General features: G+C 58.2%; 12 protein-coding genes and 1 riboswitch. Of the genes, 4 read left to right on the forward strand and 8 right to left on the reverse strand.

Annotated elements, in window-relative coordinates; all coding sequences use genetic code 11:
• Window positions 1-124: 124 nt before the first annotated feature.
• Window positions 125-2,488, reverse strand: coding sequence for a DNA polymerase II (gene polB, locus EGK14_RS10085; protein ID WP_125288966.1), 2,364 nt, complete (start codon window positions 2,486-2,488; stop codon window positions 125-127).
• A 240-nt stretch (window positions 2,489-2,728) separates the two neighbouring features.
• Here polB and EGK14_RS10090 point away from each other — a divergent pair, with 240 nt between their 5' ends.
• On the forward strand, window positions 2,729-3,493 hold the full coding sequence (locus EGK14_RS10090; RefSeq protein WP_125288967.1) for a DedA family protein: 765 nt from the start codon (window positions 2,729-2,731) through the stop codon (window positions 3,491-3,493).
• A 58-nt stretch (window positions 3,494-3,551) separates the two neighbouring features.
• Window positions 3,552-4,439: a LysR family transcriptional regulator gene (locus EGK14_RS10095; protein WP_125288968.1), complete on the forward strand. Its 888-nt coding sequence runs from the start codon at window positions 3,552-3,554 to the stop codon at window positions 4,437-4,439.
• Here EGK14_RS10095 and EGK14_RS10100 read toward each other — a convergent pair.
• The gene (locus EGK14_RS10100; RefSeq protein ID WP_125288969.1) at window positions 4,426-5,220 is read right to left on the reverse strand and encodes a substrate-binding domain-containing protein; all 795 of its coding nucleotides are present in this window, start codon (window positions 5,218-5,220) and stop codon (window positions 4,426-4,428) included. The genes EGK14_RS10095 and EGK14_RS10100 overlap by 14 nt on opposite strands.
• Window positions 5,221-5,229: 9 nt before the next feature.
• Window positions 5,230-6,540 (reverse strand): MFS transporter, encoded by a 1,311-nt coding sequence (locus EGK14_RS10105; RefSeq protein WP_125288970.1) that lies wholly within the window; start codon window positions 6,538-6,540, stop codon window positions 5,230-5,232.
• A 408-nt stretch (window positions 6,541-6,948) separates the two neighbouring features.
• Here EGK14_RS10105 and EGK14_RS10110 point away from each other — a divergent pair, with 408 nt between their 5' ends.
• Window positions 6,949-7,554, forward strand: a complete 606-nt coding sequence (locus EGK14_RS10110; protein WP_125288971.1) for a TetR/AcrR family transcriptional regulator — start codon at window positions 6,949-6,951, stop codon at window positions 7,552-7,554.
• 238 nt (window positions 7,555-7,792) lie between these two features.
• Window positions 7,793-8,470, forward strand: coding sequence for a type 1 glutamine amidotransferase domain-containing protein (locus EGK14_RS10115; RefSeq protein ID WP_125288972.1), 678 nt, complete (start codon window positions 7,793-7,795; stop codon window positions 8,468-8,470).
• A 103-nt stretch (window positions 8,471-8,573) separates the two neighbouring features.
• Here the strand turns inward: EGK14_RS10115 and EGK14_RS10120 are convergent, their stop codons facing one another.
• The 5 genes from EGK14_RS10120 to sgrR all read right to left on the reverse strand — a co-directional run bounded on the left by EGK14_RS10120 (window position 8,574) and on the right by sgrR (window position 14,882).
• Window positions 8,574-9,410 carry an SDR family oxidoreductase gene (locus EGK14_RS10120; protein WP_125288973.1) on the reverse strand — a complete coding sequence of 279 codons (837 nt, stop codon included), beginning with the start codon at window positions 9,408-9,410 and terminating at the stop codon, window positions 8,574-8,576.
• 373 nt (window positions 9,411-9,783) lie between these two features.
• Window positions 9,784-10,485, reverse strand: coding sequence for a thiamine ABC transporter ATP-binding protein ThiQ (gene thiQ, locus EGK14_RS10125; protein WP_125288974.1), 702 nt, complete (start codon window positions 10,483-10,485; stop codon window positions 9,784-9,786).
• Window positions 10,469-12,088 (reverse strand): thiamine/thiamine pyrophosphate ABC transporter permease ThiP, encoded by a 1,620-nt coding sequence (thiP, locus tag EGK14_RS10130; RefSeq protein WP_125288975.1) that lies wholly within the window; start codon window positions 12,086-12,088, stop codon window positions 10,469-10,471. Before thiP ends, thiQ begins: the two co-directional genes overlap by 17 nt.
• Entirely contained in the window at window positions 12,064-13,047 is a 984-nt protein-coding gene (gene thiB / locus EGK14_RS10135) for a thiamine ABC transporter substrate binding subunit (RefSeq protein WP_125288976.1), read from the reverse strand. The genes thiP and thiB overlap by 25 nt, the downstream gene beginning before the upstream one ends.
• A gap of 39 nt (window positions 13,048-13,086) precedes the next feature.
• A riboswitch (TPP riboswitch) is annotated at window positions 13,087-13,185 on the reverse strand.
• A gap of 35 nt (window positions 13,186-13,220) precedes the next feature.
• Window positions 13,221-14,882, reverse strand: coding sequence for an HTH-type transcriptional regulator SgrR (sgrR, locus tag EGK14_RS10140; protein ID WP_125288977.1), 1,662 nt, complete (start codon window positions 14,880-14,882; stop codon window positions 13,221-13,223).
• Window positions 14,883-15,026: the final 144 nt, after the last annotated feature.

Consider the following 15,026-nt stretch of genomic DNA (forward strand, 5'->3'; position numbering starts at 1 on the left):
GGCTCGATTCTCGTAGAGGTTATTTCAGGCAATAGCACGGCTGCCCGGCAATAAAGCCCGGCAGATTCATTTCGTTTTGCAGGAAGGGCGCTATGGTACTGGAAGGTGGCGCGTTCGTCACCTGTCAAAAAAGCCCCAACTGACCTGTTACCAGTGTAGCAAAGTCATCCTGCACGAAAGGCAAAATGCCTTCCGCAACGGGCTGCAGCTGGCGGGAAAGATAGTGATCGTAGTCCAGCGGCGTCAGGCGGGCCTCCAGCGGCTCCGGCCCTGAGGTGGCGATAACGTAACAGATCCGGCCGCCTTTTTGATACTGCAACGGGCGGCCCAGCTGGCGGTTCTGCTCATCGGCAAGGCGCGCGGCGCGCACGTGCGGCGGTACGTTGCGCTGATAATCTTCCAGCGGGCGGCGCAGCTTTTTGCTGTAGGTCAGCTGTTCGTCCAGTTCGCCATCCAGCAGCTGCCGCACGGTTTCGCGGATGTAATCCTGATAGGGCTGCCGCTTAAAAATCCGCAGATAAAGCGCCTGCTGAAAATTTTTCGCCAGCGGCGTCCAGTCGGTACGCACCGTCTCCAGCCCTTTAAACACCATTCTCTCCTGGTCGCCTTCGCGGATCAAACCGGCGTAGCGTTTTTTGCTGCCCTGTTCCGCACCGCGAATGGTCGGCATCAGAAAACGACTGAAGTGGGTTTCGTACTCCAGCTCCAGCGCGCTGGTCAGCCCCAGCGTTTCCTGCAGATGCTGCTGCCACCAGGCGTTGATTTTTTCCACCAGCCGGCGGCCAATCGCGGCGGCCGACGCCTCGTCGTGCGGCGTTTTCAGCCAGACGAAGGTGGAGTCGGTATCGCCATAAATCACGTCATAGCCTTCCGCCTCTATCAGCTCCCGCGTCTGGCGCATGATTTCATGGCCGCGCAGCGTGATGGAGGAGGCCAGCCGCGGATCGAAAAAGCGACAGGCGCTGGTGCCCAGCACGCCGTACAGCGCGTTCATGATGATTTTCAGCGCCTGCGACAGCGGCTTGTTGCCGTGCTTTTTGGCCGTTTCGCGGCCCTGCCAGATCTGACCAACGATCTCCGGCAGGCAGTGCAGGGTACGGGAGAAACGCGCGCCGCGAAAGCCGCTGACCGACTCGCTGTCGTCGGGATGCGCCATGCCTTCGGCCAGCCCGACCGGGTCAATCAAAAAGGTACGGATAATCGAGGGATAAAGGCTTTTGTAATCCAGCACCAGCACCGAGTCGTAAAGACCTGGCCGCGAATCCATCACGTAGCCGCCCGGACTCGCCTCCGGCGCGACTTCGCCCATATTCGGCGCAACGTAGCCGGCGCGATGCATACGCGGCAGATAAAGATGGCTGAACGAGGCGACCGAGCCGCCATGCCGATCCGCAGGCAGGCCGTTGACGGTGGCGCGCTCCAGCAGAAAAGGCATGATCTCGGTACGCTGGAAAATGCGCGTGACCAGCTCGCAGTCTTTCAGGTTGTAGTGCGCCAGCGCCGGTTTGTCTTCCGCAAAGCGCTGGTCGATCTCCTGCATCCTGTCCCACGGATTATTAATGGCTTTACCTTCGCCCAGCAGCTCGCGCGAGACCGATTCCAGGCTGAAGGAAGGGAAATCCCAGAAGGCGGATTTCAGCGCCTCGATGCCGTCGATAATCAGCCGCCCGGTCGCCTGCGCAAAGTAGATCCCCGGCTTGAAGCCGTGCTCGCGCCATTCCAGCGCTTCGTTGTTGCGGCCCAGCCGCAGCGGAATGCCATAGCGGTCGGCATGTTTTTGCAGCATCCTGAGATCAAACTGCACCACGTTCCAGCCGATCAGCACGTCCGGATCGTGTTCGGCAAACCAGGCGTTGAGTTTTTCCAGCAGCGCGGGACGGCTGGCGACATATTCCAGCCTGAAGTCCAGGCGGCTGGCGTCGCCGTTTTCTGGCCCTAACATATAAACCACGCGCTGGCCGCAGCCTTCCAGCCCGATACAGTAAAGCTCGCCGTGGCGCGTGGTTTCAATGTCCAGCGACACCCACTTCAGCGGCGGGCGATAGTCCGGGTTGGGTTTAAGCCGCGCCTGCGTCAGGCTGCCACCGACCTGCTGGCCGCTGAACCACACCGGCGCGGTAATAAAACGCTCCATCAGGAAACGATCGGGCGGGCGGATATCCGCTTCATAAACCACTACGCCGTTTTCGCGCAGCAGCTTCTCCAGCTTTTGCAGCTGCCGATACTGCTTGCAGTAAAGCCCTGCGACCGGACGCTGGCGGAAATCCTTCAGCGTCAGCGGCGTCAGCCGGATATCTTTTTCGGCGCGCAGCAGCGTTTCCGCCTGCGCCAGCTGCTGCTGCTGCGGAATAAAGGCGACCGACTCCTGCGGTGGCAGCACGATCCGCTGCGGGCCATCATCCGTGGCCAGCCACAGCACGATCTCCGTGCCGTTAGGCGTATCCCGCCAGTGTCGGGTCAGCAGAAAGCCTGCGCGCGCGTCGTTCACCTGAACCTCCTGAGCGGCTGGAAATGGAATACGGGGCAGTTCACCGCCATGCGGGCCTATAATAGCATGTTTATTTATACAGTTCTTACTTCGCCCGCGCCGCTTTTTTATCCATTGGCAAGCGCTTGTTCTTATTTACCTGAACAAAAGGAATATCCGCATTCCCATACAAAACAGCGCTTGACGGATCCCGGACGGGCCAGGACAATCCGGCTTTCCAATAAACAGAATGTGAAACCTATGGAAGCCTGGCTGGAACACCTTATAACTCAATCAGTTGCCTGGTCTTTACTGGCAGTCGGCCTGGTGGCCTTTTTCGAGTCGCTGGCGCTGGTTGGGCTGCTGCTGCCGGGCACCGTGCTGATGGCCTCGCTGGGCGCGCTGGTTGGCAGCGGACAAATCAGTCTCTATCCGGCCTGGGGCGTGGGGATCATCGGCTGCCTGCTGGGCGACTGGATCTCCTATTTTATCGGCTGGCAGTTCAAAGGGCCGCTGCACCGCTGGTCATTTATTAAAAAGCATCAGCCGCTGATGGATAAAACCGAACACGCGCTGCATCAGCACAGCATGTTTACCATTATTATCGGCCGCTTTATTGGCCCGACGCGGCCGCTAATCCCGCTGGTGGCGGGGATGCTGGAGCTGCCGGTAAAGAAGTTTATCCCGCCTAATCTAATCGGCTGCGTGCTGTGGCCGCCTCTGTACCTGCTGCCGGGCATCCTGGCTGGCGTGGCGATTGACGTGCCGAAGGACGCCAGCAGCAGCCTGTTTAAATGGCTGCTGCTGGCGGTAGCGCTGCTGGTGTGGCTGGGCGGCTGGCTGGGCTGGCGCTTGCTGCGCGCCAAAAAACAACATGACTGGGCGACGGCTTATCTACCGGAAAGCCGCCTGCGCTGGCTCGCGCCGCTGATGATGGCGGCGGGCGTGGCCAGTTTCGTGGCGATCCAGTTCCATCCGATGATGCCAGTCTTCCGCCATCTGCTGTGTCAGGTCTTTATCGGCTAGATCGTCAAAAGCGACCCGGACGGGGCCGCGCCTGTCACCGCTGAAGGGATAAACAGAGATGCCGGTAAACGTTGACCTGAATGATTTTTACGCCTTTCGGGCGCTGGTGGAATACGGCAACTTCCGCCTTGCGGCAGAGTCGATCTGCCTGTCTCAGTCCGCCCTTAGCCGACGAATAGACAAGCTGGAAAACGCGCTGGGCCTGAAGCTGTTTGAGCGCACCACCCGGCGCGTCAGCCTGACGCTGGCCGGACAAAACTTTGCCGAGCGATCGGGACGACTGCTGACGGATTTCGAAGATTTGATGGCGGATCTGAGCGAGGTTAGCCAGAATCGAACCGGGCTGGTCACTGTCGCCAGCGTCCCTTCCGCCGCCTATTATTTTATGCCGGATGTTATCCGCCGCTTTCAGAGCCGCTATCCCAGAGTACGGGTTAAACTGATCGACAGCAGCGCGAGCAATGTTTACGACTCCGTTGTCAGCGGCCAGGCGGATTTCGGCATCAGCTTTGCAGGCCGTACGCAGGCAGATATTGAATTTTTGCCGCTGCTGGCGGACAGATACGTCGCTGCCTGTCGGCATGAGCATCCGCTTGCGGGGAGTAAAGAACTTACGTGGAAGGCGTTTTATCAGCAGGCCTGGATTGGCCTTGATAAGACCTCCGGCAACCGCAACCTGCTCGATCAGGCGCTGGCGCACATCGTGCCGGAACGACCCAGCATTTGCGAAACCCGCCATGTCACCACTATGCTGGGTATGGTTGAAGCGGGCCTCGGCATTGCCGCCGTGCCCGCTATGTCGATGCCGTATTCAGGCCATTCCGTGCTCACCAGCGTGCCGCTGACAGAACCGGTAGTGCAGCGTACGGTTGGCTTACTTAAGCGCAGCGGTCGCGTGCTGTCACACGTCGCCGCCGAGCTTGAAAAGCTAATTACTGAACGGTAGTCGCCCGGGACTGAGCTATGGTTTTCAGTCCGGTGGCGCGAATGCTCTGCTGCACCGCCGCCGACGAAAGATAGCGCAGCAGCTTTTGCGCCTCCTGCGCGTTGGCCGAGGTTTTCGTTACGGCCCCGGCAAAGCGGGTGGTGTACTGCACGCTGGCCGGCAGCTCGCCGATAAAGGTGACGCCGGAAACGGGGAGCAGCTCGCTAACCTGCTGAAAGCCCAGCATGTATTTCCCTTCAGCGACAACACGCGCTACCGGGATCCGTTCTATCATCTGCGCCTTGCTCTTCATTTGCTCCGCAATGCCCAGCTTTGCAAACAGCTGCCCGCTGACATATCTGCCGCTTGCGCTGTCGGAATAGGCAACGGACTGCGCCTGTAACAGCGCCGCCCGCAGCGCCTGCTCCGTTTTGATGTTGACCGGCGTTGCGCCTTTTTTAACGACCGTTCCCACGGGCGAATCGGCCAGCTCCACGCGGGAGTTTTTAGCCAGCCAGCCCGCCTTATCCAGCTTTTCCAGCGCGTCGCCGACCATAATGACCACGTCCGCCTGTTCGCCGCGAGCCAGCCTGGCGGGAATGGCCTGAGGCGACTGGCCCATTGACGGGCCGGAGACCGTGGTGATTTTATAGCCTTCCTGCGCGGCAAAACGCGGCGCGAGTTTTTCCCAGGCGGCGCTGAAGCCGCCGGACATCATGACCGTCAACGTTTTGGCCTGTACGCCCGGGCAGAGGAGGAAAAGAAGCGGCAATACACAAAGAAATCTTCCTGTCTGGTTCATGATTTTTCCTTAGCCGAGCGGTCTGGCGACCGGCTGAACAGACGTTGCGCTGCGACGATAGAGATAAAGCGTGGCCAGCAGGGCGCATACGGCGGCAAAACTCATCCAGTATCCCGGCGAGGCTTTATCTCCCGTAAGCTCAATCAGGCCGGTAGAGACGACGGGCGTAAATCCGCCAAAGATCGCCGTCGCCAGGCTATAGGCGAGCGAGAATCCGGCCACCCTGACTTCCGGCGGCATAATTTCCGTCAGCGCCGGGATCATTGCGCCGTTGTAAAGGCCATAAATAAAAGACAGCCACAGCAGCACGCCCAGCATCATATAAAAGCCCGGCGCGCCAGCAAGCAGGCGAAGGGCTGGCCAGGCGGTGGCAAGCGCCAGCAGCGTCATGGTAATCAGTACCGGTTTGCGGCCGAAGCGATCGGACAGCGCGCCGCCTATGGGAAGCCAGCAAAAATTCGAGATAGCGACCAGCAGCGTAACCAGCAGGCTGTCGGAAGCGCTGAGCATCAGTACTTTCTTGCCGAAGGTCGGGGCGTAAACGGTAATCAGATAAAAAGCCGTGGTGGTCATTGCGACCATCAGCATCCCGGCGATAACCACCTGCCAGTTAGCCAGCAGCGTGGCAAAAACCTGCCTCATCGCCAGATGAGTACGGCGGGCGTTAAACTCCTGCGTCTCTTCCAGCTTGCGGCGCAGAACAAAGATGAAAGGCACAATCAGGCAGCCAAACAGAAACGGCAGACGCCAGCCCCATTCGCGGATGGCGGTTTCCTCAAGGAGGGCGTTAAGGGCGAAGCCCATCGCTGCCGCGACCATGATGGCGACCTGCTGACTGGCTGACTGCCAGCTGGTATAGAAACCCTTGCGCCCCGGCGTGGCAATTTCGGCCAGATAAACCGATACGCCGCCCAGCTCTGCGCCGGCAGAGAACCCCTGGAGTAAACGTCCCGTCAGCACCAGCAGCGGCGCCCAAAGGCCGATGGCCTGATAGGACGGGATAAGCACGATCAGGAAAGTCCCCGCCGCCATGATGGAAAGCGTCACAATCAACCCTTTGCGTCGGCCAACCTTATCGATATAGGCACCCAGCACGATCGCGCCGACAGGCCGCATCAGAAACCCCGCGCCGAATACCGCGAAAGTCATCATCAGCGAAGCGAACTCGCTGCTTGCCGGAAAAAAAGTGTGCGCGATATAGGTGGCGTAAAAACCGAAAAGGAAAAAATCAAACTGCTCCAGAAAATTGCCTGAGGTAACGCGAAATATGGCGCCGAGACGGGCGCGCAGGGACAGGGGTAAGCCAGAAGTAAGGTGCATAGCGATCTCCAGTTTGTCAGTGGCGCTTTTTGCCGCGCCTGCTTTGAAGACTGGCTGAGTAAATCGCAGTAAATAAGCGCAAATAGTGCATTGATTGATGTGTCGATCGCATGAATAAGGCGGATACGTATAAAACCGATTGGATTTACTACGGTTTTATTTTTAAGCGGCTGCGGCTGGCCTAAAAGCGGGATCTCTTTTTTGTGATGTTATTCATAAAGCTACCCGGACAAAGGCAGACGCAGAGGCGACCGCCGGGCTATTCGTTAATTCATCAAATCGTAACGATTTTTAAGTTATAGCGGGTCATTTTTATTACCGTCCTGCTCAGGCGCGGCTTCAAAAAAGGGTGAAAAAAACAGGCGTTAATCTCTAGACGACCGGTCTAATCAGGTGTAAGGTAAGTTCATGAACACAGCGACGCATAAACACAAAGACGATGTCCGCGAGCATATCCTCGCCACCGGACAGCGCATCATGGCGGGAAGAGGCTATTCGGCCGTCGGGCTGAACGAAATCCTGACCGAAGCGGGCGTGCCCAAAGGCTCCTTCTATCACTATTTCGGCTCCAAGGATGCCTTTGCTGTCGCCATGCTGGAAAGCTATTTTGCCGACTATCAGGCCGGGCTTGACCAAACGATGAGCCAGCCCGGCGTCAATATGGCGCAGCGGCTGATGAACTACTGGCAGCAGTGGCAGGATACACAGTCCTTCCAGGACTGTCAGGGCAAATGCCTGGCAGTAAAGCTGGGTGCGGAAGTGGCCGACCTGTCGGAAAATATGCGGCTTGCGCTGGAAAAAGGCACTTCGCAAATTGTGGCGCGGCTGGCTGAAGCCATTGAGACTGGCGCAGAAGAAGGATCGCTGCGGATTATCGACGAGCCAGGCCGGGTCGCGGAAAGTCTTTACCAGCTCTGGCTGGGTGCGAGCGTGATGGTAAAAATTGTTCGCCACAAAGGGCCATTTGCCTCTGCCATGCTGTTAACCCGACAGACGCTGGGTCTGGCAGGCTGAAAGGCCGTTTGCCTCAGCCATGCTGTCTCCTGCAAATGCTGGATATGAGTGGCTGCAAGGCCGTTTGACTCAGCGGTGCGGCAAACGCCCGGCCTGGCCGCCCGAAGTATTGCTAAGCCAGGCGCAGAGTTTTATTACAGGTTTACGACCGACAGGGCCAGCAGGCTGGCCTGTTTTTTTACCTCAATATTAGACGACTGGTCTACTATTTACTAACGCCACTATGCGGAGAGACACGATGAAAGTTTTAATGGTCCTGACCTCACACGATCGACTGGGTGACACCGGCCGTAAAACCGGTTTCTGGCTGGAAGAGCTGGCCGCACCTTATTACGCTTTTAAAGACGCGGGTGCCGAAGTGACTCTGGCTTCGCCGGCCGGCGGCAATCCACCGCTGGATCCAAAAAGTAACGAACCGGATTTTCAGACTGAGATGACGCATCGCTTTGAGGCTGATGCCGGGGCTGTTGCGCAGCTTGCTGCCACCGTGCGCCTGGACACAATTTCTCAGGCCGATTATGACACGGTGTTTTATCCGGGCGGGCACGGCCCGCTGTGGGATCTGGCCGAGGACAAGCACTCCATCGCCCTGATTGAATCTTTCCTCGCCGCAGAAAAACCGGTCGCGCTGGTTTGTCATGCGCCAGGCGTGCTGCGCCATGTGAAAACGCCGGCGGGCCGTCCGCTGGTGGAAGGGAAAAAGGTCACGGGCTTCGCCAACAGCGAAGAAGAAGGCGTCGGCCTGACCAACGTGGTGCCTTTCCTGGTGGAGGATGAGCTGGTGGCACAGGGCGGCATCTACTCTAAAGGCGCCGACTGGGGTTCCTACGTGGTTCAGGACGGATTGTTGATTACCGGTCAGAACCCTGGCTCCTCCGCGGCAGCGGCCGCGCTGCTGCTTAAGCAGTTCGCATAATCATCGCTTTCCTGCGGCATAATGCCGCAGGATCCCGGCGGGTCGCTGCTATTGCAGCCGCAGGGCGGCAATTAACGGTTCGGGCGTAATGATAGCCGTTGGCCTAAACGGCCAGCCCGTTAACCCTTAACATAAACAGGTCGCCTTCCCGGATTTCTCTTTTTCTTTCCAGCAGCAGATCGAGATCGTCTCTGACGGTAAGATAAAGTCCGCTTAACGACCTGTATTTCCCGCTGCACAGTTTTTCAATATTGATCAGGCTTTGCGTTTCATCAACGGTATTCCCGGCATCTTTTTCATCATATACCCACTGTAAGGCTTTTCCGCGAGCGCTGTTGCTGTCGGTGACGGTATCAATCAGATTCGTTACCATGCCGGTGGAATGAACCAGTCCGGGGTGATAGGCGTAAAGAGAGATATTTTCACGCTTCATTTCAACCGCAAGGTTTTCGGTTAATTTAATCACGGCCGCTTTGGTTACGGAATAAGAGGTACAATAAGGCCAGCGGTAAACTCCGGCATTACTGACGATATTAATAATAATCCCACGCTTTTTCACTCGCATCGGCTTTAGCGCCTCATGCGTGCAATAAGAAAGGCCAAGCAGGTTAATATTAATGGCTTCAAACCAGTCATCCAGTTCGATATCGGCAAATTTATCTACCGGCCCCCAGACACCGGCGTTGTTGATCACGACATCGATATGACCAAACTTTTCGGCTATGCCGGTAAAGCAGGCGGCGACGGCTATCCGATCGGTAACATCGCACGGTAGGCAGTGGACGGCACCGCCAAATTCCTCTTCAAGCTCGGCCAGTCTTTGCGCATCTCTGCCGGTAATAATAACCCGATGATCTTTCGCCAGCGCTCTGGCATAGGACAGGCCAAGCCCTTTAGATCCACCGGTGATTAATATCGTCTTTTTTTGCGCATCAATCATTGCCTGTTTTCCTTTAATTAAATAGGTTTCTGGTCATGCTTGCTATATCGCATTATTAACATATCTTTATGTAAGTTACATGACATCCATCATTCATTTTATTTATGGCAGGATAATGATGTGTTTGTAAGTTGAATTGACAGATGAATGAGGTGATTATTCCTTTGCGTTAATACATGGCGGCAAAAAGGAAATATTTAATAAAGCCGTGTGGGCCTGTTGATATCAATATATCTATGCCGTTTCAAGAAATATGGCTTAGTAAACAGTGCCAGTTTAATTTGGGCTGTCACTATGCCAGCGAGGACTTACGGCGTGGCGCGACTTAATGCAAACAGACAGCGAGGCCCGGTATATAAACCAGGCGCCGCCGTTACCGCAGGCTAATGCCCAATATGGCGGCCTCTTTGACCTCGCCGTTAAGCAGCGCGGAAGTGCTGCCGTCCCAGAAAACCCGACCATCGACCACCAGGGCGCTGCGCGGTGTAATGCGTGCCGCATCCTCAATACTGTGCGATACCATCAGCAGCGTCATCTTTCTTTCCCGACAAACTTCATCCGTCAACGCCAGCATCTCTTTACGCAGCGCCGGATCCAGCGCCGAGAAGGGTTCGTCCAGCAGCAGGATCGGCTGCTGGCGCACCAGGCAACGGGCCAGCGCCGCGCGCTGACGCTGCCCGCCGGAAAGCTCGCCCGGCAAACGGGTCAGACAGTCTTCCAGACCGACCCTCTCCGCAATCGCCTGTAAGCTTCGCTGCTGTTCCGTCGTCAGCCGCAGCCCCGGATGTAGCCCCAGCCCGATATTTTGCGCCACGGTAAGATGGGGAAACAGGTTATTTTCCTGAAACAGCATGGAAACCGGCCGCCTGGCCGGCGGCGTAGCGCGATGATCTTCGCCGTTCAGCCGCAGTTCGCCACTGTCGGCGGTAAGAAAACCCGCAACCAGGCTCAGCAGAGTGCTTTTACCTGCGCCGCTGGGGCCAAGTATCGCCAGGCGCTCCCCGGCCTGCATCGACAGAGAAAAGCGCATCGGCAGATGCTGGTAAATCCAGGTAAGATTAGTCAATGTCAGCATGGCGCCCCGGCAGTTTTTCAATCAGGGTAAACAAAAGAAAGCAGAGCAGCAGCAGCAGCAGCGCGGACACCGCGCCATCCTCGCTACGATAGGCGCCCATCTGCTGGTAAAGCCAGAACGGCAGGGTGCGGAAATTTTCGTTGCCGAAAAGCGCCACCACGCCGAAATCGCCGACCGACAGCACGCTGGCAAACGCCAGCGCCTGCGCCAGCGGCCGTTTTAACGCGCGCAGTTCGATCAGCCGCAGACGGTTCAGCCCGCGAATATCCAGCGCCAGACAAAGGCGGCTGTAGCGTTCGGCGATATCGCGCAGAGGATTTTCCAGCACTTTCATCGCATAGGGCACGGCCATCAGCGCATTGGTAAAAATAACGATGCCGTCCGCAGACTGCGGCAGACCGATGGTATCGTTCAACAACAGGAAAAAACCGGTAGCCAGCACGATCCCCGGCATCGCCAGGATCAGCATCCCGCTCAGCTCCATCAGCTGGCCTGCGAAAGGCTGCTGGCGCAGGCGCAGCTCGCGGCTGCTCCACAGCAGCATCGTGGTCAGCAGCACGCAGAGCACGCCGGCGCCCAGGGCGATGCGTAGCGAGGTAAAGGTCGCCTGCCAGAGCGCGGGCTGTTGCAGCACGCTAAGCAGGTTGCTGTTCAGGCCGCTGACAATCACGGCCACGAGCGGCGGCGCGATCAGCAGCAGCAGCAGTGAAATCAGTACGCCGTCCAGCAGCTTCGCGCCCGGCGCTTCTTGCTTATCCCGCCAGCCCTGCAGGTTAGTGGTGCCTGACGGCAGCGCTTTACTCAGCCGCTGGCTCAGCAGCACCAGGCTCAGGCAGCAGATCATTTGCAGCAGCGCCAGCAATGCGGCGCGGCCGGGATCGTAATCAAAATTCAGCGCCTGAAAAATCGCCAGCTCGATAGTGGTGGCTTTAGGGCCGCCGCCCAGCGCCAGTACGGTAGCGAAGCTGGCAAAGCAGAGCATAAAGATCAGCGAACCGACCGGCAGCAGCTGGCGCCGTAGCCAGGGCCACTCCACCAGGCGAAACTGATCCCAACCCGTGACGCCCAGCTGCGCGGCCAGCTGGCGCTGTTCGGCAGGAATTTGCTCCAGCGTTTGCAGCAGCAGCCTGGCGGCCAGCGGCAGGTTAAAAAAGACGTGCGCCAACAAAATGCCCTGCAAACCATAAGGCGTAAAGTGGTAGTCCACGCCCAGCCAGGCGCATAGCGAGGCCAGCCATCCCGTACGCCCGTAGACGCTAAGGATACCGAATACCGCCACCAGCACTGGCAGCACCAGCGTCATCGCGCAAAGGCGCAGCACGAGTTGCCTGCCCGGAAAGCGGCGGCGATACAACGCCCGTGCCAGCGGCACGGCGGGCGCCAGCGCCAGCAAAGCGGAGAGAAAAGCCTGCCAGAAGGAGAAGCGGAGCACGTGCCACAGATAGCTGTCTTCCCAAAGCGCGCGGGCGCTGACCGGCGCGTTGCGCCCCAGCGCGATAAAGGCAAGCAGCGCCACAGCGACCAGCAGCGTGGCGGCCAGGCAGCCAGGCGCGAGGCTGCCTGAAGGCTGATAGCCGGCTAGCGACTGACGGCGCGTTGCCATTCGCTGATCCATTGGCTGCGATGGCTGGCGACGTCCTGCGACGAATATTGCAGCGTGGTTTTCGGCAGGGTCAGCGTGTCAAAGCCTGCCGGCAGTTTGCCGGACACGGCGGGATACATCCAGTTGCCCTGTGGAATGGTCTGCTGGAAAGGCTGAGCCAGCATAAACTGCAGAAACTTCTGCGCCAGCTGCGGCTGTTTACTGGTTTTAAGCTGCCCGGCGACCTCCACCTGGAGGTAATGGCCTTCGCTAAAGTCGGCAGCGGCATACTGCGTTTTTTTCTCGGCAATCAAATGGTAAGCGGGCGAAGTGGTGTAGCTCAGCACCATGTCGGCTTCGCCTTTCAGAAACAGGCCGTAAGCCTCGCTCCAGCCTTTGGTCACGGTCACGGTTTTCTGCGCCAGCTTCTGCCAGGCGGCGGGCGCGCTATCGCCATAGACTTTCTGCATCCACAGCAGCAGGCCCAGACCCGGCGTGCTGGTACGCGGATCTTCGTAGATAATTTTCAGCGGCTGGCTGCCCTCGACCAGCTCTTTCAGGCTTTTGGGCGGGTTTTGCAGTTTAGTTTTGTCATAGACAAAGGCGAACCAGCCGTAGTCGTAGGGTACGAAAGTGCGGTTTGACCAGCCGCCCGGCACGGTGACGCTGCGCGTATCGACGCCGCTGGCGGCAAACAGCCCGGTTTTTTCCGCCGCGTCCAGCAGGTTGTTATCCAGCCCCAGCACCACGTCGGCGCGGCTGTTTTTTCCTTCCATACGCAGGCGGTTCAGCAGCGCGACGCCGTCGGGCAGAGCGACATAGCGCAGCTCGCAGCCGCAGTCGGCCTCAAAAGCCTTTTTAATGGCCGGGCCTGGCCCCCATTCGGAAGAGAAAGAGTCATAGGTATAAACCGTCAGCGCAGGTTTGGCGGCGGCCGAAAGCGAGCAGAGCAGCAACAGAGGCAGGACTTTTTTTAGCACCTGGAATTCCTTGAAGGTCAGGCGACGCGCGATCTGAGCAGGTGAAGCACTCTCAAATCCCTACGCCGGTATTAGCCGGGTCAGGTTCGACGGGTTTATCTCAGCGTCGGCTAATGCCGCGCACCCCGTTGAGAACGGCTTATTCTAATGATTTCTACAGAGTAGCGAAAGCATCATAATTCGGGCGGTGCAAACCACGCGGACTTGAAGTCAAACCAGCCCAGCGTATTCATGCGTACCCCGCGCATACTGCGTTCGCCTTCCAGCAGCAGCCAGTGATGGAAAAGCGGATGAAAGTAGCAGTCGGCTGTCAGCTGCCTGCTCCAGTCGGCCAGCGGCAGCTGCTGTTCGCGCCAGCGCTGCGCGTCCTGCTGCCAGTCAATCGGCACGCAGTGTTGCAGCAGCGGGATCTCATACAGCAGGGCAAACAGGGAAAACTCAAGCGGCAGCGTAAAGTTAGCGCTGCCCAGCCAGATGTCGCTTTCCGCCTCGCCCTGATGCCAGCTGGCATAATCGACCTGCCTCGTAACCAGCGTCACCCCTTGCGCAGCCAGCAGCGGCCGGAGCAAATTAGCAATAGCCTGATGCTCAAGATGATCGCCATACCAGGTCAGCGTAAGCGAGGTCAGACCCGTCGGCTTTTCCGGCGCGTCCAGATCGCGTCGATGATGCCAGCGCGGCAGCAGCCCGTAGGCCGGAAACCAGTAGCGCTGATAGCCCGTTCCGGCATGGCTCAGCAGCGCTATCGGGTTAGCGATGGCGCTGACCCAGCGACGGATCTGCTCGTCCCGCCCCAGCGGCGAACGCTGGTCGAACAGCAGAAAATAGCAGCCTTCTTCAAGCCGGCTTTCTTCCGATTTCTCATCCAGGCTGCCGCCTTCCAGCCTGACGCCGGAATAGACCAGCTCCTCGCTGATTTCCGGCAAAACCCAGATATTGACCTCATCAAGCAGCGCGCGGTAGCCGAAATAGGCATCAAAGGCTTCGATCCTGAGCTGGCTTTGCTGATTACGCACCACGGCATAGGGCCCGGTGCCGACGGGCTGACGGCTAAAATCGGGCAGAAAAGGCCACTCTTTCGGCACGATCAGCGCGCCGACGCCCGCCAGCAGCCACGGCAGCCAGCGGTCGGGCTGGCGCAGATGAATATCCAGCGTCCAGGACGTGGAAGAGTGAATACGGGCGATATTGGCGAAAAGCGGCTGCGCTTGCGCGCGTTCCAGCGTGGCGATCACGTCTGCCATCTCCAGCTCGCGTCCGTGATGAAAATGCACCGCGGGCCGTAAATAGAAACGCCAGTGCAGCGAAGAAACCGACTGCCAGTGGTGGGCAATATCCGGCTCAATTTCCCCGTTTTCCTCATTTATGCGCGTCAGGCCGCTGAAGATCTGCCGGGCCAGATGTGTTTCCGAACGACGCAGCGCGGTAGCGGGATTCAGGTTCAGCAGCGAACGATAATAGAGCACCCGCAGGATATGTTTTCCCTGGCGAAAGCTGCGGCCCAGATGAGAGAGCAGCATTTGCCGCACGGTATTTTTATCGCCGACCAGCTGCACCAGCTGATCGATGCGATCCTGCTCCAGCAGGTCTTTCGCGCGCTGCTGCTGAAGCGCCAGGCCCGTATAGTGAAACGTCAGCTTCGAGCGCTTGCCGCGCCCGGCCTCTGCCTGCCAGGTTAGCCAGCCCGCCTGCTGCATGGCGCCAAGCAGGTTACGCATATGGCGACGCGAGCAGCTGAGCTGGAGCGCCAGATGGTCGAGCGTGGTCTCCTGCGGCTGGCCCTCGCAGCTCTGCCAGAGCCGGATAAACTGCTGCTGTAAACGAGTTGATTGCATAAAAGGGGAACTCTTGCTGAAAAGTCGCCTGTTTTTCTTGCCCTATATTAAGGCAATACTGGTTAGCGATGAAAGTGCGGGAGGCATTCTTTTGAATGGCGCGCTTTCAAGACTTTATATCTGAGTAGGGTGTGTTTTCACCAG

This window comes from Erwinia sp. 198 (genome assembly GCF_003937915.1).
Taxonomy (GTDB): Bacteria; Pseudomonadota; Gammaproteobacteria; order Enterobacterales; family Enterobacteriaceae; genus Erwinia; species Erwinia aeris.

Excerpts from the sequence above, each read along its gene's own strand:
- EGK14_RS10120 (WP_125288973.1), bottom strand. The coding sequence starts at position 9,410 with ATGATTGATGCGCAAAAAAAGACGATATTAATCACCGGTGGATCTAAA.
- EGK14_RS10115 (WP_125288972.1), top strand. The coding sequence starts at position 7,793 with ATGAAAGTTTTAATGGTCCTGACCTCACACGATCGACTGGGTGACACC.
- EGK14_RS10095 (WP_125288968.1), top strand. The coding sequence starts at position 3,552 with ATGCCGGTAAACGTTGACCTGAATGATTTTTACGCCTTTCGGGCGCTG.
- sgrR (WP_125288977.1), bottom strand. The coding sequence starts at position 14,882 with ATGCAATCAACTCGTTTACAGCAGCAGTTTATCCGGCTCTGGCAGAGC.
- EGK14_RS10090 (WP_125288967.1), top strand. The coding sequence starts at position 2,729 with ATGGAAGCCTGGCTGGAACACCTTATAACTCAATCAGTTGCCTGGTCT.
- EGK14_RS10105 (WP_125288970.1), bottom strand. The coding sequence starts at position 6,540 with ATGCACCTTACTTCTGGCTTACCCCTGTCCCTGCGCGCCCGTCTCGGC.
- thiQ (WP_125288974.1), bottom strand. The coding sequence starts at position 10,485 with ATGCTGACATTGACTAATCTTACCTGGATTTACCAGCATCTGCCGATG.
- thiP (WP_125288975.1), bottom strand. The coding sequence starts at position 12,088 with ATGGCAACGCGCCGTCAGTCGCTAGCCGGCTATCAGCCTTCAGGCAGC.
- EGK14_RS10110 (WP_125288971.1), top strand. The coding sequence starts at position 6,949 with ATGAACACAGCGACGCATAAACACAAAGACGATGTCCGCGAGCATATC.
- EGK14_RS10100 (WP_125288969.1), bottom strand. The coding sequence starts at position 5,220 with ATGAACCAGACAGGAAGATTTCTTTGTGTATTGCCGCTTCTTTTCCTC.